General features: G+C 65.9%; 13 protein-coding genes and 1 rRNA gene. All 14 read right to left on the bottom strand.

Going from position 1 to position 19,281, the window contains the following annotated elements:
• Positions 1–190: 190 nt before the first annotated feature.
• Positions 191–1,713 (bottom strand): 16S ribosomal RNA (locus tag MP11Mi_RS14855).
• 508 nt (positions 1,714–2,221) lie between these two features.
• A complete protein-coding gene (gene tyrS, locus MP11Mi_RS14850; RefSeq protein WP_420039658.1) occupies positions 2,222–3,493 on the bottom strand; it encodes a tyrosine--tRNA ligase in 1,272 nt (423 codons plus the stop codon).
• On the bottom strand, positions 3,490–3,720 hold the full coding sequence (locus tag MP11Mi_RS14845; protein ID WP_420039657.1) for a Trm112 family protein: 231 nt from the start codon (positions 3,718–3,720) through the stop codon (positions 3,490–3,492). Before MP11Mi_RS14845 ends, tyrS begins: the two co-directional genes overlap by 4 nt.
• Before the next feature lie 28 nt (positions 3,721–3,748).
• Positions 3,749–6,739, bottom strand: coding sequence for an AMP-binding protein (locus MP11Mi_RS14840; RefSeq protein ID WP_420039656.1), 2,991 nt, complete (start codon positions 6,737–6,739; stop codon positions 3,749–3,751).
• A 105-nt stretch (positions 6,740–6,844) separates the two neighbouring features.
• Positions 6,845–8,287 (bottom strand): argininosuccinate lyase, encoded by a 1,443-nt coding sequence (gene argH, locus MP11Mi_RS14835; protein WP_420039655.1) that lies wholly within the window; start codon positions 8,285–8,287, stop codon positions 6,845–6,847.
• Between the two features lie 93 nt (positions 8,288–8,380).
• On the bottom strand, positions 8,381–8,896 hold the full coding sequence (locus MP11Mi_RS14830; RefSeq protein WP_420039654.1) for an arginine repressor: 516 nt from the start codon (positions 8,894–8,896) through the stop codon (positions 8,381–8,383).
• A complete protein-coding gene (gene argF / locus MP11Mi_RS14825; protein WP_420042120.1) occupies positions 8,875–9,798 on the bottom strand; it encodes an ornithine carbamoyltransferase in 924 nt (307 codons plus the stop codon). The genes MP11Mi_RS14830 and argF overlap by 22 nt, the downstream gene beginning before the upstream one ends.
• 1 nt (position 9,799) lies before the next feature.
• Positions 9,800–10,987 (bottom strand): acetylornithine transaminase, encoded by a 1,188-nt coding sequence (locus tag MP11Mi_RS14820; protein WP_420039653.1) that lies wholly within the window; start codon positions 10,985–10,987, stop codon positions 9,800–9,802.
• The gene (gene argB, locus MP11Mi_RS14815; RefSeq protein ID WP_420039652.1) at positions 10,987–11,883 is read right to left on the bottom strand and encodes an acetylglutamate kinase; all 897 of its coding nucleotides are present in this window, start codon (positions 11,881–11,883) and stop codon (positions 10,987–10,989) included. The genes MP11Mi_RS14820 and argB overlap by 1 nt, the downstream gene beginning before the upstream one ends.
• Positions 11,880–13,109, bottom strand: a complete 1,230-nt coding sequence (gene argJ / locus MP11Mi_RS14810) for a bifunctional glutamate N-acetyltransferase/amino-acid acetyltransferase ArgJ (protein ID WP_420042119.1) — start codon at positions 13,107–13,109, stop codon at positions 11,880–11,882. Before argJ ends, argB begins: the two co-directional genes overlap by 4 nt.
• Positions 13,110–13,132: 23 nt before the next feature.
• The gene (argC, locus tag MP11Mi_RS14805) at positions 13,133–14,170 is read right to left on the bottom strand and encodes an N-acetyl-gamma-glutamyl-phosphate reductase (protein WP_420039651.1); all 1,038 of its coding nucleotides are present in this window, start codon (positions 14,168–14,170) and stop codon (positions 13,133–13,135) included.
• Between the two features lie 99 nt (positions 14,171–14,269).
• Positions 14,270–15,412 carry a metallophosphoesterase gene (locus MP11Mi_RS14800; RefSeq protein WP_420039650.1) on the bottom strand — a complete coding sequence of 381 codons (1,143 nt, stop codon included), beginning with the start codon at positions 15,410–15,412 and terminating at the stop codon, positions 14,270–14,272.
• Positions 15,409–17,889: a phenylalanine--tRNA ligase subunit beta gene (gene pheT / locus MP11Mi_RS14795; RefSeq protein WP_420039649.1), complete on the bottom strand. Its 2,481-nt coding sequence runs from the start codon at positions 17,887–17,889 to the stop codon at positions 15,409–15,411. The genes MP11Mi_RS14800 and pheT overlap by 4 nt, the downstream gene beginning before the upstream one ends.
• An 89-nt stretch (positions 17,890–17,978) precedes the next feature.
• Positions 17,979–19,067, bottom strand: a complete 1,089-nt coding sequence (gene pheS, locus MP11Mi_RS14790; protein ID WP_420039648.1) for a phenylalanine--tRNA ligase subunit alpha — start codon at positions 19,065–19,067, stop codon at positions 17,979–17,981.
• Between the last annotated feature and the right edge of the window lie 214 nt (positions 19,068–19,281).

Below are 19,281 nucleotides of genomic sequence, written 5' to 3'. Positions count from 1 at the left end.
CCCCGATAGTGTGCAATATCCGACCATCCAGTCACCCAAACGATCCCACCACCAGCACACCAGCATACAACCAGTGCACCAGCCCCACGAACACAACGTCCGCGCAGTGGCTTCTTGTGTTTCACCCGTGAACAAACACCCACCCACACTACATTCGAGCATGGCATAGGAATTGTTGTCTGCTCCTTAGAAAGGAGGTGATCCAGCCGCACCTTCCGGTACGGCTACCTTGTTACGACTTCGTCCCAATCGCCGATCCCACCTTCGACAGCTCCCTCCCACAAGGGGTTAGGCCACCGGCTTCGGGTGTTACCGACTTTCATGACGTGACGGGCGGTGTGTACAAGGCCCGGGAACGTATTCACCGCAGCGTTGCTGATCTGCGATTACTAGCGACTCCGACTTCATGGGGTCGAGTTGCAGACCCCAATCCGAACTGAGACGCGCTTTAAGGGATTCGCTCCACCTCACGGTCTCGCAGCCCTCTGTACGCGCCATTGTAGCATGTGTGAAGCCCTGGACATAAGGGGCATGATGACTTGACGTCATCCCCACCTTCCTCCGAGTTGACCCCGGCAGTCTCCTGCAAGTCCCCACCATTACGTGCTGGCAATACAGGACAAGGGTTGCGCTCGTTGCGGGACTTAACCCAACATCTCACGACACGAGCTGACGACAGCCATGCACCACCTGTACACCAGCCACAAGGGAATATGTATCTCTACATACGTCTGGTGTATGTCAAACCCAGGTAAGGTTCTTCGCGTTGCATCGAATTAATCCACATGCTCCGCCGCTTGTGCGGGCCCCCGTCAATTCCTTTGAGTTTTAGCCTTGCGGCCGTACTCCCCAGGCGGGGTACTTAATGCGTTAGCTACGGCACGGAACTCGTGAAATGAGCCCCACACCTAGTACCCACCGTTTACGGCGTGGACTACCAGGGTATCTAATCCTGTTCGCTCCCCACGCTTTCGCTCCTCAGCGTCAGTTACTACCCAGAGACCCGCCTTCGCCACCGGTGTTCCTCCTGATATCTGCGCATTTCACCGCTACACCAGGAATTCCAGTCTCCCCTGTAGTACTCAAGTCTGCCCGTATCGCCTGCACGCCTGCAGTTAAGCTGCAGAATTTCACAGACGACGCGACAAACCGCCTACGAGCTCTTTACGCCCAGTAATTCCGGACAACGCTCGCACCCTACGTATTACCGCGGCTGCTGGCACGTAGTTGGCCGGTGCTTCTTCTCCAGGTACCGTCACTTGCGCTTCGTCCCTAGCGAAAGAGGTTTACAACCCGAAGGCCGTCATCCCTCACGCGGCGTCGCTGCATCAGGCTTGCGCCCATTGTGCAATATTCCCCACTGCTGCCTCCCGTAGGAGTCTGGGCCGTGTCTCAGTCCCAGTGTGGCCGATCACCCTCTCAGGTCGGCTACCCGTCGTCGCCTTGGTAGGCCATTACCCCACCAACAAGCTGATAGGCCGCGGGCCCATCCCACACCGCAAAAGCTTTCCACCCCACGCCATGCAGCGCAGAGTCATATCCGGTATTAGACCCAGTTTCCCAGGCTTATCCCAGAGTGCAGGGCAGATCACCCACGTGTTACTCACCCGTTCGCCACTCGAGTACCCAGCAAGCTGGGCCTTTCCGTTCGACTTGCATGTGTTAAGCACGCCGCCAGCGTTCGTCCTGAGCCAGGATCAAACTCTCCAACAAAAAACATCAAAACAACCAACCCCACAAGGATCAGCAATTTCAACACAAAGCCAGAAAGCAAAACCTGACCAATCCAAAAAACTGACAAAAACAAAAAACTAAACAAACAAAATGTCCGTCAAAAATTTTATCCCTGCCACAAAAAATACAAAACTATGGCACAAGAAAAATCCATTACACACTATCGAGTTCTCAAAGAACACACACCCACCAGCACCAACCCCACAATCAGGGCCGAACTCCAGCGAACATATATTGTTGCGTCAACCTGCAAGAGGCCAACTCCCCCAACCTACCAGGCAGAGGTTCACTTGGCAAAACCAGACCCACCCTCCGTAAAACGGAGAAGGTAAAAGGCTTGTGCCGAAGCGGATTCCTACTGTACCTCACCGCGGCCGAGTCTTTCAACTGGCTGTCCGGCGGGGACTGTCGGTGTCGTTGCGGCTGTGCCGCTCGGACTCGAAGAAAGTTACCCGAGCGGCACCGCCGATGACAAATCGCCTGGTCGTCAGCCGATTCGCGCGCCGGCGAAGGTCTTCTTGCCGCGACGCAGAACGAGCCACCGTCCATGAAGCAGATCCCCGGCGGCCGGCGTCCAGTCCGCATCGGTGATCTTGACGTTATTGACGTACGCCCCGCCTTCGTCGACAGCACGACGTGCGGCCTTGTTCCCGGTGGCCAGACCCGAGGCTACGAGTAGGTCGACGACGGTCGGCGCCGCATCAGAGTCGAACTCCGCGATCCCTGTCTCGGTCAACGCTGCCGATAGGGTGCCTTCGTCGATGCCGTCGAGTTCCCCCCGCCCGAAGAGCGCCTGACTGGCCTGCTCCGCGGCTGCGGTCAGGTCGGCACCGTGGATGAGCGTCGTCAGCTCGGCGGCAAGTCGCTTCTGCGCCAGACGCAGGTGCGGTTTCTCCACGGTCGCTTGTTCGAGTTCGTCGATCTCCTCGCGCGAGAGGAACGTGAACCATTTCAGGTAGTTGACGACGTCCGCGTCGGCCGTGTTCACGAAGTACTGGTACCACGCGTACGAACTCGTCAACTCGGGATCGAGCCACACACTGCCGCCACCGGTCGACTTGCCGAACTTTTTGCCGTCGGCCGACGTAACGAGCGGAACCGTGAGTACGTGCGCCGACCCGCCGTCGACCTTTCGGATGAGTTCGGCGCCGCCGACGATATTGCCCCACTGGTCGGATCCGCCGATCTGCAGCACGGCTCCATACCTGCGGTACAGCTGGAGATAGTCATTCGACTGGAGCAGGAGGTAACTGAACTCGGTGTAACTGATGCCGTCGGACTCGAGGCGGCGCTTCACCGTCTCCCTGGCGAGCATGACGTTGACCGAGAAGTGCTTGCCGACGTCGCGCAGCAACTCGATGGCGCTCATCGGCCCGGTCCAGTCCATGTTGTTGACCAGGACGGCCCCGGTCGGCGAATCGTCGATGTCGACGAAACGTCCGAGCTGGCCGACGATCCGCCCAGCCCAGCCGGCCACCGTATCGGTGGAGTTCATGCTCCGCTCGCCGACGTCACGCGGGTCGCCGATCAGGCCCGTCGCTCCGCCGGACAGGACGATCGGTCGATGGCCCGCCAATTGAAACCGTCGCAGGGTGAGCAGAGGAACCAGATGGCCCGCGTGCAGGCTCGACGCCGTTGGGTCGAACCCGGCGTACAAGCTGATCGGTCCGTCGTCGAGCGTTGCGCGGAGCGCGTCGAGTTCGGTCGTCTGTGCGATGAGCCCTCGCCACACTAGCTCGTCGAGGATGTGTTCACTCACGGATGGTCACGACCCGTCGCTTCGGTGAATGCACGGTGTTCTTCATCGGAGACGCTCCGCGCATCGTCGATCAACATGTCGGGGATCCCCAACTCGTCGATCGCATACGCGACCCGCAGCCGTGGGTTGTAGAGTTCGTCTCCGGCGTCGATCAGTTCACCGAGGTCCTGCGGGCAGACGAGCCGGTCGCGGACGACCGGGTCGAGGCGTTGGGCGCGTGTGCTCATAGGTTCCGAGATTACTCGGAGCGCCGCATCACTCGGGCGCCTGGGCGGCGGCGTGTGGGGTCGGCGAGGACCAGTCGACCGACTTCGCTGCCTTGGCCGTGTACCGGCGGTAGCGTCCTTCCCCGTCGCGGTACCAGACGCGCGCGCCCGGCTTCGGTATGCCTGCGGCGACGAACCCGCTGGTGATCGCGCGGAACGACTCCGACCGCGGCATCTCATCGACGACCCAGATCAGGTCTGGACGTTCGTCCGACGACAGTTTTCCGAGTCCGACGCGGAGTGCGGTCGGCGTCACCGAGGGGGCGCCCGCACGGAGACTGATGACGGCGACGGCGGCTTGCGTCCCCGGCTCCCCCACCCCGTAGACGGCAACCTGGTCGATGGCCGCGACCTCGGACAGCGCCTGCTGGATCGGGACCGGGTAGGCGATGCCGTGAGCCGTACGGATCACGTTCTGCGACGATCCGACGAACCACAGATCGCCGTCCGCGTCGGCGCGGAACAGGCTCCCCGCGACCTCCCACCGGTCGTGCGGACGGAACACGTCCCGCAGGACGAGCCCGTTGGATCCGAAACGTTGCGCCGCGTGGGCGACGAGCATCCCGACCTCGCCCACGGCCGCCTCACGGATGAATCCGGTGTCGGCGTCGACCTGCAGTTGTTCGGTGTCCGGGTCGTAAGCCGCGATCCGGACCGAGTTCGTCTCGGGCAACGCCCGCCCCATCGAACCGATCTTCGTGCCGTCCACGTTCGCGAGGATCGTCGACCCGTCCGCCGTCGCGTAGAACTCGAGGATCCGTGCCTTCGGCACCACATCGTCGATCTCGGTCCACAGTCCCGTCGACAGACCTGATCCCATGAACAGCCGGACCGTGCCGAGTTGAGCGGGATCAAACTTCTCGCCGCGGAAGATGTCGGCGAGCATCGACCAGGTGTAGGAGACGACGGTGACGCCGTAGTGGCGGACCTCGAAGGCGAACGTCTCCGGGTCGATACCGTTGGAGAGCGCGATCCGTGATCGGCCGACGACCGTCGCACCCAGCGTGGTCAGCAGGCCAGATGCGTGGTGCAGTGGCGGCAGGCAGTACACGGTGTCACGGTTCGACAAGCCCGCGGCCGCAGCTGCGCCGAACGCGGACATCGCGAACCGGTGGTTGGTAATGGACCATTTGGCGACGCGACCCTGCGTTTTCGTGAATAGGATGAACGCGAGATCGCCAGCGAGGCCGGGATCGCGCCGGTACCAGACCGGCATCCGTACGCCTTCCGGGTCGATCTGCTCCATGTCGACGACGCGCTCGCCGTCCGCGCGGTCGATGACGCGAGCGTCTCCGCTGCCGCCGCCGAGCACCAGCACCCGATCGCTGACCGCCGACGCGACCTCAAGATGTGTCGGGTCGGTGACAATCGAATGTGTGTCCGACAGTTTCAGCATCTCGGGCAGGTCGTCGCCAGATGCCAAGACGACGGCCACCGCACCAAGCCGTGACAGAGCCGCGACGACGACCAGTGCCGACGGGCGGGTGTCCATCAGGACGCCGATGTGTTCGCCGGGGCGGACTCCGCACGAGATCAGACCCGCCACAACATAGTCGATACGGGTGTTGACCTGCTCATGTGTGAGGACCCGGTTCTCGAACAAGAAAAGTTCGTTGTGCGGAGTGCGACGTTCGTTCTCGCTCATCAGCTTGCCGAGCGATATCCGCGTCGACGGTTGGATCTGGCCGAGTCGCAGTAGACGCGGGACGGTTCGCACCGATTCACTTGCGACGGCCGTGGCCGTGCGTTGGATCGACGAAACCGTCTCAATGAGTTCCTTCGATACCGCCGTGCCTGCGCCCGCTACTTGGCCGACACCGTAGGTCAGACGGCTCGCCCAACTGATGCCCGAACCGGTCGACGCCGACGCGTCCATCGGCGCGACCATCTGCGGCTTCGGGCCCCGCCCGTCGCGCCACAGGATCCACTCGGCCGTCGCAGGCCACGACAGTCTGCCAGCGGTCGATCCTACGACGAGGCCGAAATGGCCTGCGGGAACGCCCGTCTCATAGACGTCGGCATCCGGCGCCGCACGTTGAATCCCCCGAACTGCGACTGGTTGGCCGATGTCGTCGGCTTCACCGACGAACGCGAGAACCGGGCACGTGATGTCGGTCATCGACACGACTTCGCCGTCGATCACGAATCCGCCGGACACCATCCGGTTGTGCACGACGAACTGGCGGAGGAGTTCAGCGACTGCGGGACCGGACCACGCGACCCAGCCCTCCTGCTCGATGAATCGACGCTGGTCTTCGCGGGGAAGCAACGCGTCGCGATCGTGGAGTCGACGAAGGAAGTCGATTCGGCTCTTCGCCGTCTTCACCGGATCTGCGAGCTGGAATCCGGTGCGCGCCAACCAACTCGGGACCCATAAGTTCGAAAAGAATCGGTCGCCCAAGAGTTCGACTCCGGGGACGACGAGGTTCGCCGGGATACCCAATGGCATCGCCGCGGTGATGTCAACCGGGCTGCCGTAGGTAACGATGCTGGCCAGGCCTTCGGCCCGCCGGTATGCCGCTGTCTGGTAGGCGAACATGCCGCCCTGGGAGTAGCCGCCGAGGTGGACGTCGTGGCCGACGACGCGCCGGACGAGGTCGACGACGCGGCTGATCGCCACGACGTGGTCGGTGAGCGTGCGTTCCATTCCGCCGACTTCGTGGTCGGGTGACCCGAAGTCGACCACCCACGGAATGATGCCGTACCGGTGTAAGACCGACACTGCGCCGTTCTGCTCGGTCACGTCGTACACGTTGGCCGACACCATCATCGGCGGGATCAGGATGATGTGGGGCGCGTTCTCACCGGGATCGTCGGGAAAGTACCGGCGCAACCGGAACATCTTCTCCGTCTCGACGATCGTGAACGGCGCGGGTTCGGTGCCGGTCTCCAGACCGCCCATCCGGATGACTTCCAGCCCGTTCTGTGTCGTCGCGACGATGCGACTCACAGCGGTGCTTATGTTCGGCAATCCGACCACAGCGGTCCCTTTCCTCACGCCGCGGCAGTCGTCACCGTGAAACCGGTTCCGCGACGCGGATCACCTTACCTGTATCGTCCGGTTTCACGTAGGAGATGGGCCGGTTCAGCCCAGGGCTGCACGCAATTCGGCAATCGTCGCGGTCGCCACTGAGATCTGCCGCTCGACCTGCGTCGACGCGGTGCCTCCGTGTGCACGACGCGATTCGATCGACCCGGTCACGGTGAGGACTTCGGCCACCTGAGGTGTCAGCGCCGGATGGATGCCTGCGAGCACGTCGTCGGCGAGGTCGTTCAGTCCGACGCCACGCGACTCGGCCTCACGCACACACGCTCCGGCAACCTCATGCGCAACGCGGAACGGAATCCCTTGGCGAACAAGCCATTCAGCAATATCGGTGGCGAGTGTGAATCCTGCGGGCGCGAGTTCGGCCATCCGCTCCGGGTGGAAGGTGAGGGTGGCGACAAGGCCCGTGACCGCAGGAAGGAGGAGTTCGAGCTGAGCGACGGAGTCGAACACCGGCTCCTTATCCTCCTGGAGGTCACGGTTGTACGCGAGCGGCTGAGCCTTGAGCGTTGCGAGTAGGCCGGTCAGGTTGCCGATCAATCGACCAGACTTCCCGCGAGCGAGCTCAGCCACATCCGGATTCTTCTTCTGCGGCATGATCGAACTACCCGTCGACCACGCGTCAGCGAGAGTGACGTACCCGAATTCGGGGGTGCTCCACAGGATCACGTCTTCGCCGAGACGCGACAGGTCGACGGCCGCCATCGCGAAGACGAACGCGGCCTCTGCCGCGAAGTCCCGCGACGCGGTCGCATCGATGGAATTGTCCGCGGCCCCGTCGAACCCGAGGTCTTCGGCGATCGCGACAGGGTCGAGCCCGAGCGACGAACCGGCCAGCGCACCCGCTCCGTACGGCGAGATGGCGACACGTCGATCCGCGTCCACCAATCGTGATACGTCCCGCAGCAGCGGCTGCGCGTGCGCGAGCAGCGTGTGCCCGAGAAGTACGGGCTGTGCTGCCTGCAAATGCGTCTTGCCCGGCATGGCGACACCGGGGTTGGCAGCCGCCTGCGTGACGAGGGCTTCGGCGACGTCGAGCAGACCGAAGCCCACCCGTCGCATACCGTCGCGCAACCACATTCGGAACAGGGTCGCCACCTGATCGTTGCGGGACCGACCCGCCCGCAGGCGACCGCCCAACTCGGCGCCCACCCGCTCGATGAGCCCCCGTTCGAGGGCGCCGTGCACGTCTTCGTCCGAATCCGCGGGCTCGAATACGCCTTCCGCGACATCCGACGCGAGCCGCTCCAGGCCCTCGTGCATGGCGGCCAGATCCTCGTCCGTCAGCAGGCCAGCCCGGTTCAGCACACGAGCGTGTGCCTTTGACGCAACGACGTCGTACGGTGCGAGCGCCCAGTCGAAGTGCGTCGACTTGCTCAGCGCCGCCATCGCCGCGGCGGGACCGTCCGCGAACCGGCCTCCCCACAGCGCGCCCTCATTGGTGCCTTCCTTGCGGTCGGTTGCGTCGTTGCTGTCGGCCATGAGTTCAGGTTCTCCTTGCGGACGGATGTTCGTTGGGCTTCATTGTGCCGTCCGGCCGGTGAGCGGGCGCGGTCGGAGGTGTGTCGGGCGGGATCACACGAGTTCTTCGATCTGTTGGGCGAGGTCGGAGCCCGAGAGCGGGTGGCGCGCGAGGACGAAGACCGTGTCGTCGCCTGCGATGGTGCCGACCACACCGGGCAGACGCGCACGGTCGAGGGCACTCGCCAAGTAGGCCGCGGCACCGGGCGGGGTCCGCAGAACGGCGATGTCGCCCGACGAGTCCGTCGACACGAGCAGGTCCGCTAGCAGGCGGGACACCCGACCTGTTCCGCCGGACACGCCTCGGACGGGGGTGCCGTCCTCGGGCACCACATAGACGCCGGCGCCCCCGTCTGCGGCACGTAGCTTCACCGCACCGAGTTCGTCGAGATCCCGCGACAGAGTGGCCTGGGTTGCCTCTACACCGATGTCGGCCAGCCGCTGCTGCAGATCTGATTGGCTGTGCACGTGATCGGCCGCGAGGATCTCGACGATCCTCGCGTGCCTACCCGCGCGCGTCGCCGCCAGGCGGGACGACTCCGCGTCGGTCACTGGTTCTCCAGCAGCCACGTCAGGAGCGCCTTCTGCGCGTGCAGCCGGTTCTCGGCCTCGTCGAAGACGACGCTCGCCGGGCCGTCGATCACCTCGTCAGTGATCTCCTCACCGCGGTGCGCCGGCAGGCAGTGCAAGACGATCGCGCCGTCCGCCGCATGACCGAGCAGATCGGAGTTGATCTGGAACGGCCGAAACGGGCCCACCCGATCGAGCCCGTCGTCCTCCTGCCCCATCGACACCCAGGTGTCTGTCACGAGCACGTCCGCGCCCGTCGCGGCAACGATGGGGTCGTCGATCACGCTTACGCTGCCGCCGGTCGCTTCGGCCTGCTGCTGCGCCTGCGCTACGACGCCGGCGTCGGGGCGGAAACCCGCCGGGCCGCTCACGCGCACGTGCATCCCGGCAATCGCGCAGCCCAACATCAGCGAGTTCGCCATGTTGTTCGCGGCGTCGCCGAGGTAGGTGATCGTCAGCCCGGCCGCAGAGCCCTTGTGCTCGATGATCGTCTGCAGGTCCGCGAGTACCTGACACGGGTGAAACGAGTCGCTGAGCGCGTTGACGACCGGGGCCGTCGAGTATGCCGCGAGATCGTCGAGGCGGTCCTGTCCGAATGTTCGCCACACGATGGCGTCGACGAACCGGGACAGAACGCGTCCGGTGTCGGCGAGCGACTCGTCGCGCCCCATCTGAGTGGTCGAACCGTCGACGACGACGGCGTGCCCGCCGAGTTGAGAGATGCCGACCTCGAACGAGAACCGGGTACGAGTCGAGTTCTTGTCAAAGATGACTCCGACGGCCTTCGGTCCGGCGAGCGGCTTGGCCGCCAATGGGTCAGCCTTCATCTGTGCGGCGAGTTCGAGGACAGCAGCCTGTTCGGCAGGCGAAAGGTCGTCGTCGCGGAGGAAGTGGCGGGTCATGTCAGCCTTTCGCATGCGCCGCGTGTGCGGCGTCGAGAATCGCAGGCAGGTCGGCGACGAATGCCGCGGCCTGATCGTCAGACAGGATCAGCGGCGGTGCGAGCCGGAGGACGTCCGGCGCGGGCGCGTTGATCAGATAGCCGGCGTCACGCGCGGCCGCGTCGACGTCCTTGGCGGCCGGGGCGGTGAGGACGACGCCCAGCAGTAGGCCGTCGCCGCGCACCTCCTTGATCAGCGGATGGCCAAGACCTTCGATGTCCGCGGTCAACGACTTGCCAAGTGCGTCGACGCGCGCACACAGATGATTCCTGTCGATGTGGTCGAGTACCGCGATGGCCGCGGCCGCACACGCCGGGTTGCCACCGAATGTGGTGCCGTGATCGCCGGGCCCGAGTAGGTCGGCGGCCGGCCCGGTCGCGACGACCGCACCGATTGGCATGCCGCCGCCGAGACCTTTCGCGAGCGTCATCACGTCGGGCACCACGCCAGCGCGCTGATGCGCGAACATCGTGCCGGTCCGCGCGACGCCGGTCTGCACCTCGTCGAGCACGAGCAGAGCCCCGTGCCGGGAAGTGATCTCGCGGGCCGCAGCGAGGTAACCGGGCGGAGGCACGACGACCCCCTTCTCGCCCTGGATCGGCTCGAGGACTACCGCGGCCGTCTGCTCGGAGACAGCGGCTTCGAGCGCCGCGACATCGCCGTACGGCACGAAGTCGACACCCGCGGGCATCGGCTCGAACGGTGCGCGTTTACTCGGCTGCCCGGTCATCGCGAGCGCACCCATCGTCCGGCCGTGGAAGCCGCCATCGGCGGCGATGATCTGTGGTCTGCCGGTGCGGCGCGCGATCTTGAACGCAGCCTCGTTGGCTTCGGTGCCCGAATTACACAAGAACGCTCTGCCGTCGTGGCCGAACGCCGCGAGGAGTCTCTCCGCGAGTTCGACGACGGGCGGCGAGACGTACAGGTTCGACACGTGTCCGAGCGTCGACAGCTGGCGGGTGACCGCGTCGATGATCTCCGGGTTAGCGTGACCGAGCGCATTGACGGCGATCCCGCCGAGGAGGTCGAGGTACGCCTTGCCGTCGGCGTCGTAGACGACGGCTCCGTCACCACGCACCAGCGCGATCGGCGGAGTCCCGTAATTATTCATCAGCGACGCGGACCACCGCTGCTGCAAGGGTGCGGTCATTACTGCGTTCCTTTCTTGTCTGCGATCACCGTGGTGCCCGCAGTCGACGCGGTCAACAGTGCGGCGACGACTCCGTGCGGCTCGCGGCCGTCGATGACGTGGGCTGCGCCGATACCGGCTTCGACGGCGCGCAGGCACGCCTCCATCTTCGGGACCATTCCCGCGTCCAGACTCGGCAGCAGTCGCGCCACCTCGCTCGCGGTGATGCTCGAGACGAGCGACGAGCGGTCGGGCCAGTCGGTGTACAGGCCTTCGACGTCGGTCAACATCACCAGATGCTCGGCGGCCAGTGCGCCCGCGATGGCCCCGGCCGCGGTGTCGGCGTTGATGTTGTGGACGATGCCGTCGGCGTCCGGTGCGATCGTCGAGATGACTGGGATCCGGCCAGCCCGGATCAGATCGTCGACCGCGGAAGTGTTGACGGCGGTGATGTCACCGACGAGGCCGATGTCGGTCGCTTCGGAGTCGACCATCACAGTGCGACGGGTCGCAGTGAACAAGTGTGCATCCTCGCCGGTGATGCCGACCGCGTAGGGCCCGTGCCGGTTGATGAGTCCGACGAGTTCACGGCCGACCTGACCGAACAGCACCATCCGCGCGACGTCCATCACTTCGGGGGTCGTGACGCGGAAGCCGCCACGGAACTCGCCTTCCAAGCCGAGCCGCTTCAGCATCGCGGAGATCTGCGGACCGCCGCCGTGCACGACGATCGGGTGGATGCCACACGCCCGCAACAGCACCATGTCGTCGGCGAACGCCTTCTTGAGCGTGTCGTCGACCATCGCGTTGCCGCCGTATTTGATCACGACTCGCTTGCCGTGCAGCGACTGCAGAGCCGGCAGCGATTCGGCGATGACGGCGGCCTTCGCCAACGGTGTTCCGTCGATGGCACTCATGACGAGTACGCCGAGTTCTCTTCGACGTACGCGTGCGAGAGGTCAGTCGTCCGGACGGTCGCTTCACCGTCGCCGAGATTCAGGTCCGCGACCACGTGGATGTGGTCGCCACTCAGGTCGACGTCGCGGGCGCCGGGCACACCGGTGCCAGCTTCGCACACGGTAGATCCGTTGAACGACACGGCGATCGCGTCGGGATCGATGGTCACCGGGGTCACCCCGATGGCCGCGAGTACCCGGCCCCAGTTCGGGTCGGACCCGAACAGGGCGGTCTTGACGAGCGAATCACGGGCCACCGACCGGGCGACGACGAGCGCTTCGTCGTCGGTCCGCGCGCCAGTCACAGTGATGTCGACGCGCTTGGTAACGCCTTCGGCGTCGTTCTGCAGCTGCGCCGCCAGGTCGTCGCAGACAGCGAACACGGCCGCATCGAGGTCGTCCTGGGGGACTTCGATCGCGCTGGCCCCCGACGACAACAACAGCACGGTGTCGTTCGTCGACATGGAGCCGTCGATGTCGAGACGGTCGAAGGTGCGTGCTGTCGCGGTACGCAGCGCCGTGTCGAGTTGCTCCGGCGTCACCTTCGCGTCGGTGGTCAGCACGATGAGCATCGTCGCGAGCGACGGCGCCATCATGCCAGCGCCCTTCGCCATGCCGCCGACGTTCCAGCCTCCCGGATGGTGCAGGGCCACCTGTTTCGGGATCGTGTCAGTCGTCATGATCGCGTAGGCCGCGTCCGTGCCGCCTTCGATACCGCCGCCCATCTCATGCACGATCTCGGTGACGCCGGCGAGGACCTTGTCCATCGGCAACCGATCGCCGATCAGGCCCGTCGAGCACACCGCGACCTCACCGGCGCCGGTCTCGGTGCCCCAGTTCGACAGCGCTTGCGCGACCGCTTCCGCCGTCGCATGCGCGTCCTGGAAGCCGCCCGGACCGGTGCACGCGTTGGCGCCGCCCGAATTGAGGATCACCGAACGGAGGTGCCGCGCGGTAAGGACCTGCTGCGACCAGAGGACGGGAGCCGCCTTGACCTGATTTCTGGTGAAGACGCCTGCGGCGTCGTACTCAGGGCCCTCGTTGAACACGAGCGCGAGGTCGGGCCTGCCGCTGGCCTTGATGCCCGCGGCCAATCCCGCCGCCCGGAAGCCGAGAGGCGCGGTCACGCCCTGACGCCGGACCATCCGGCCGCCGGACGTCGGGTCAGTGAATTCAGTTGGCTCCAACGGAGCCTGCGGCTGTCCTGCGGTCACGGTGCCACTCCCACTACAGTCAGGCCTTCGGTCTCGGTGAAGCCGACGGCGAGGTTCATCGATTGGACGGCTGCCCCGCCGGTCCCCTTGGTCAGATTGTCGACGACGCCGACCGCGGTAAACGTGCCGGTTCGCTCGTCCACCGCGATCCCGATGAGAACTGCGTTCGATCCGACAACCGAACCCGTCTCCGGGAATTGGCCTGCGGGCAGGACGTGCACGAACGGCTCGTCGGCGTACGCCTTCTCGTACGCGTCGCGCAACTGCGGCTCGGTCGCGGTGGTCCGCGCCGTGCACGTGGCGAGAATGCCGCGCGTCGTCGGTACGAGCACTGGCGTGAAGGAGACGTCGACGGGGGTGTTCGCCGCGTTCGACAATGCCTGCGTGATCTCCGGGGTGTGCCGGTGTGCGCCGCCGACCCCGTATGCCCGCACCGAGCCGATGACCTCCGCGGCGAGCAGATTCGCTTTGGGCGACCGGCCGGCGCCGGACGCCCCCGACATCGCCACAACGTTGATCCGCGAGTCGACCAGACCGGACGCGAGCGCAGGAAGCAGCGAAAGGATCGAGACCGTCGGATAGCAGCCCGGCACCGCGACCCGAGTCGTCGAGGACAGGATCTCGCGATTGCCCGGCAGTTCGGGCATGCCGTATGGCCAGGTCCCCGCGTGGTCGCCGCCGTAGTAGTGCGTCCACTCCGCCGGGTCGCTGAGTCGGAAGTCGGCTCCGCAGTCGATGATGATCGTCGACGGAGGCAGCGCGTCGGCAATGACCGCCGACTGACCGTGCGGCAAGCCGAGGAACACGACGTCGTGCCCGGCCAGGATCTCCGGAGTGCTCTCCTGCAGGATCCGGTCGGCCAGCGGGAGCAGATGTCTGTGATGTTCCCCGAGTCGGGTTCCGGCGTTTCCGCCAGCCGTCAGTGCGCCGATCTCCAGTTCGCCCGTGGCCAGACGGGGATGGCCGCACAGGAGCCGAAGGATCTCGCCGCCCGCGTATCCACTCGCACCCGCGACCGCAACCTTGATAGTCATATCAATCATTATGCATGACAACGCAAAGTAATTCAGTCTGGGGGATATCGACGCTGGCAGATCGGCGGGCCCAGGCGCAAAAGACTGAGCGAGAAGAGGTCAGGCAGCCGACCGCAGAGTGATCACGGTGATCTCCGGTGGGGCTAGCACACGGACCGGCGGACCCCACGCACCTGTTCCGCGGGTGACGTAGACGGGGACGCCGTCGACGTCGCCCCAGCCCGCCGTCACCGGCTGCTCGAATCCGACCAGGTACTTCAATGGCCACATCTGGCCGTCGTGCGTGTGGCCCGACAATTGCAGGTCGGCGCCGTACTCGGCTGCGTCTTCGGCTTGAATCGGCTGATGCGCGAGCAGGATGACCGGATGCGACGAGTCACGGCCGCCGAGCGCCGCCGAATAATCGGGTTCGTGCGGGGCGGGAGCGGTCGCGTCGTACACGCCCGCGAGGTCGACGACCCCATTGCCGCGCCTGAGCTCGACGCGTTCGTTACGGAGGGTCCGGACGCCGAGCGTCTCCCAATAGTCGAGCCATGCGCCGCCGTCATCGACGTAGTACTCGTGGTTGCCGCTGATCCCGAACACGCCGAGCGGTGCATGCAGGTCCCGCAACGGTTCCAGGTCCGGACCGACCTTCGCCACGGTCCCGTCGGTCAGGTCTCCCCCGAGGACGATCAGATCCGGGTGCTCGGCCATCACGTCGTCGACCACCTTGCGGACGAATCCCTCGCCGCGCGCGGGACCGACGTGGACGTCCGTGACGAACGCGATCCGGACGCCGTCGAACGACGCGGGCAGGCCGGCGATGTGTGCGTCCTCGGCGACGATCTTCGGTGATGATGCCTCGACAAGCCCGTAGCCGGTGACCGCGAAGGCAACCACCACGACAACAGCACTCGCTGCGGCGATCGCGCGACGCGGCAGTCCGTCCGCGCGCCTGCGCATGACGAGCCGCACCAGCCGGACCGCTGCCGACACGAGTGCGACGAGCACGGTGCCCAATAGCAGGTAGAAGACGACCGCCGCCCAGGTGAAACCGATGAAGCCGACCGGGCGCGACCACGACGGGTCGAACAGGTCGCCGACCGCGAACGCGATCGTCGTCGCAACGCCGAACACGATCAGCACGCTGTCCGCAGCCACCGCCCACCGTCCGCGCAGCCCGGTCGCCCGCACCAGACGTCGGTGTAGCCAGAACGTGACGAACAGCGCGGCGACCGCCGCGACGACCAGACGGATCACCGGAGCCGGGCGCCCACCGTGGCTGCCGCCCGTTCGACTGCGGCCAGCTTCGCCGCACTCGCATCGTCCTCGGTGAGCGTGCGGTCGTCCGCGCGGAACGTGAGCGCGAACGTCAGCGACTTATTGCCCTCGCCGACTTGCTCACCGGTGAACACGTCAAAGAGTGAGATCGATTCGAGGAGCTCGCCCGCGCCGTCCCGCAACGCGTCCTGCACTAATTGTGCGGCGACGTCCGCGGCGACGACGACGTTCACATCCTGCAGGACCGCCGGAAAGGGAGAGACCTTCGGCGACGGCAGGTTCTCGGTGAGCGGCATCGCGTCGACGTCGATCTCCACTGCGCACAGGCGCGCAGGCAGACCAGCGCGCTCGAGGACGGCGGGATGCAACTCGCCCGCGTGCCCGACGGTCACCCCGTCGACCTCCAGTCGCGCACAGCGACCCGGATGCCACGGCAGGGTGTCGTCCGCGACGAAAGTCAGCTCGACCCCCGACGTCGCGGCGATCACGCGGGCCGCCTCGAACGCGTCGTAGGCGTCGGCGGCGCGGCCTGCACCCCACGGTCCCGCCGGCTCGCGCAACCCGGTGAGCACAGCGGCGGCGTATAGCGGCTGACGCGGCAGCGACGCGTCCAGCGCGGCCAGTTCGTCGTCGGACGGCCGCCGGGTGACGTCGAGAGCTCCGACGACCGGCCCCTGAGCACCGCCGAGGACCACCTGGCCGACCGCGTACAGCGCCAGGTCGCGATGTCCGCGTGCGACGTTTCGACCGGCCATCTCGAGTAGTCCAGGAAGCAGCGTGGTGTTGAGTTCGGGCCGATCAGCCTCAAGCGGGTTGAGCACCGAGAGGGTGGACCGGCGCGGATCGTCGTCGGCCAACCCCCACGTGTCGAGGACGCCCGCAGGCATGAACGGGTACGGCAACACCTCGATGAAGCCGTCCGCGGCGAGCGCGTACCCGATCGCGCGACGGCGCCGTTGACCTGCGGTGAGGCCGCGTCCACCGGGGGCGCTCGGCACGACGGCGGGGATGTCCTCGAGACCTTCCAACCGTAGAACCTCTTCGACGAGATCGGCGCCTTGGCCGAGATCGGGACGCCACGACGGCGGGGTCACCGTCAGCAGGTCGCCCGACTCGTCGACCGTGCAGCCGACCTCACGTAGTCGCGCGGCAGTCGTTCCCGCCGGGTACTCGACGCCCGCTGTCGCATCCGGAAGTCCCGGAGCTATCCGGATCGGAGCGACGGGATCGGTGTCGGCGCGCACGTCCGACAGTTCGCCCGCGACACGTCCACCCGCCAGTTCGACGATGAGCGATGCGCCCCGGTCGGACGCGACGGCCGTCAGTTCTGGATCGACGCGGCGCTCGAATCGCTTCTGCGCCTCCGAGCTCAGTTTGTGTCGCTTGCCCGTGCGGAACACGCGGACCTGATCGAAGTTCGCTGATTCGAGCAGCACGTCGACGGTGTCGTCGCCGACCTCGGTCGCCGCGCCGCCCATGACCCCAGCCAGGGCGATGGGACCGGACTCGTCAGCGATGACGACGTCTTCCGGATCGAGGGTGCGGGTGACACCGTCGAGCGTCTCGAGGGTCTCCCCCGCCCGCGCCGACCGCACAGTGATCGCACCCTGCACCTTGTCGGCGTCGAACGCGTGGAGCGGCTGTCCGAGCTCGATCATCACGTAGTTGGTGGCGTCGACGATCGCCGAGATCGGGCGGATACCCGCCACCATGAGGCGTTTGACCATCCACCACGGCGACTGGGCGGTGGGCTCGACACCGGAGATCACGCGCGCCGTATAGCGGGTCGCGGCGCTGCCTGCGTCGATCGAGACCGGCCACGGCTCGCGGACCTCGTCGACAGTCAACGTCTCGCCGGGTCGTCCGGCGTCGACGTACGGCACGGCGAACGCGCTCGCGAGTTCGCGGCCGAGCCCGCGCATCGAGAACGCGTAGCCGCGGTCCGGCGTCACATTGACCTCGATCGCAGTGTCGTCGAGTCCGAGTGCGTCGCGTGCGTCGGCGCCCGGCTCGGCGGTACCCGGTGCGAGGACCAAGATGCCCGAATGGTCGGTGCCGATGCCGAGTTCGGTGACCGAGCAGATCATGCCGTCGGACGTCTTGCCGTATGTCTTGCGCGTGGCGATCTCGAACGGCCCCGGCAGCACACTGCCGGGAAGCGCGACGACGACGAGGTCGCCGACACTGAAGTTCCGGGCCCCACACACGATGTCGCGTGGGGCGTCCTCACCGACCTCGACCTGGCAGAAACGAATCGGCTTCTTGAAGTCAGTGAGCTCCTCGATCTCGGCGACACGACCGACGACGAGCGGTCCGGTGATCTCCGGGAACGGTTCGACGTCTTCGATCTCGAATCCGACGCGGACGAATCCCGCGTCGATCTCGTCGGTGGACGCGGCCCAGTCGGGCGTGCCGTTGCGCAGTACTTCGGTCAACCAGGACTGTGGGAGTCGCACGGGGTAACCAACTTCTTTCGTGTGGAACTCGGGTCGCGAGCCATTCCGCTCGCGGACGTCGATGTGGCTGGTGGCGGTCGAGGAGGCGGCTAGAACGCCGGGCCGAACGGGGCGGTGAAGCGGACGTCGCCTTCCACCATGTCGCGCATGTCCGGCAGGTCGTTGCGGAATTGCAGGGTCCGTTCCAGACCCATGCCGAAAGCGAATCCGGTGTAGACGTCGGGGTCGATCCCGTTGGCGCGGAGCACGTTCGGGTTGACCATGCCGCATCCGCCCCACTCGACCCAACCTGCGCCGCCCTTCTTGCCGGGGAACCAGACGTCCACTTCGGCGGACGGCTCGGTGAACGGGAAGTACGACGCCCGCATCCGCGTGGTGGTCTCCGGGCCGAACAGTGCCTTCGCGAACGCTTCGAGGGTGCCGCGCAGATTTGCCAGCGTCAGCCCTTTGTCGACGGCGAGCCCTTCGATCTGGTGGAACACCGGCGTGTGCGTCGCGTCGAGCTCGTCGGTGCGGAACGTGCGGCCAGGGCAAGCGACGTAGATCGGGACGTCGCGGCTGAGCATCGACCGCACCTGCACCGGTGAGGTGTGGGTGCGCAACACGAGCCGGGAATCGGCGTCCGATCCTTCCTCGGGCGCAATGTAGAAGGTGTCCTGCATCGACCGCGCGGGGTGATCGGGGAGGAAGTTCAGCGCATCGAAGTTGTGGTGCTCGGTCTCCACCTCGGGGCCTTCGGCGATCTCCCAGCCCATCGCGACGAACACATCGGCGACCTGCTCGGCGATGACCGTGATCGGGTGACGCGCACCTTGCGGCCGCCGACCGGCAGGCAACGTCACGTCGATCGATTCGGCTACGAGCACCGCGGCATCGCGTTCGGCGGTCAGGACGGCGGTCCGCTCGTCGAGAGCGGCCGCGACGCGACCGCGCACCTGGTTGACTAGCTTGCCTGCCGACGACCGCTGGTCCTTCGGGATGGACCCGAGGGCACGTCTCGCGAGCGCGATCGGCGACCGGTCGCCGACGTGCGCGATCTTCGCCTGGGCTAGATCGTCGAGGTCGGACGCTGCGTCGAACGCGGCGATCGCGGCGACGACGGCGGCTTCGAGCTGCTCGTCGGTCGGGAACTCGTTACCCGAGTCGGGGACTTCTTTGGGATTCTGCGCGTCGGCCACCTGGCTCGCATCTCCTGCACCTGCGACGGAAAAGGACACTCACAGCGTAATCGACCAGGCATAAGGCTCAGAGGCCAGCCCGGAACAGGGTTGCCACGCCGACACGCGTCATTCGCGGAACCTAACGCGATACCGACATTCTGATGTCCGAAGGGATACATTTCTGTTGGTCGCACCGCCGTCGGCGACGACGCAGACCATCGTCGCCGACCAC

The sequence above is a fragment of the Gordonia abscondita genome (assembly GCF_032711245.1).
Taxonomy (GTDB): domain Bacteria; phylum Actinomycetota; class Actinomycetes; order Mycobacteriales; family Mycobacteriaceae; genus Gordonia.
Note: the sequence above shows the minus strand (reverse complement) of the source record. Positions and strands in the feature narration are given on the sequence as shown.

Bases quoted from the DNA above. Each gene is read 5' to 3' on its own strand.
- argF (WP_420042120.1), bottom strand. From the start codon at position 9,798: ATGACCCGCCACTTCCTCCGCGACGACGACCTTTCGCCTGCCGAACAG.
- MP11Mi_RS14820 (WP_420039653.1), bottom strand. From the start codon at position 10,987: ATGACCGCACCCTTGCAGCAGCGGTGGTCCGCGTCGCTGATGAATAAT.
- MP11Mi_RS14845 (WP_420039657.1), bottom strand. From the start codon at position 3,720: ATGAGCACACGCGCCCAACGCCTCGACCCGGTCGTCCGCGACCGGCTC.
- argC (WP_420039651.1), bottom strand. From the start codon at position 14,170: ATGACTATCAAGGTTGCGGTCGCGGGTGCGAGTGGATACGCGGGCGGC.
- argB (WP_420039652.1), bottom strand. From the start codon at position 11,883: ATGAGTGCCATCGACGGAACACCGTTGGCGAAGGCCGCCGTCATCGCC.
- argH (WP_420039655.1), bottom strand. From the start codon at position 8,287: ATGGCCGACAGCAACGACGCAACCGACCGCAAGGAAGGCACCAATGAG.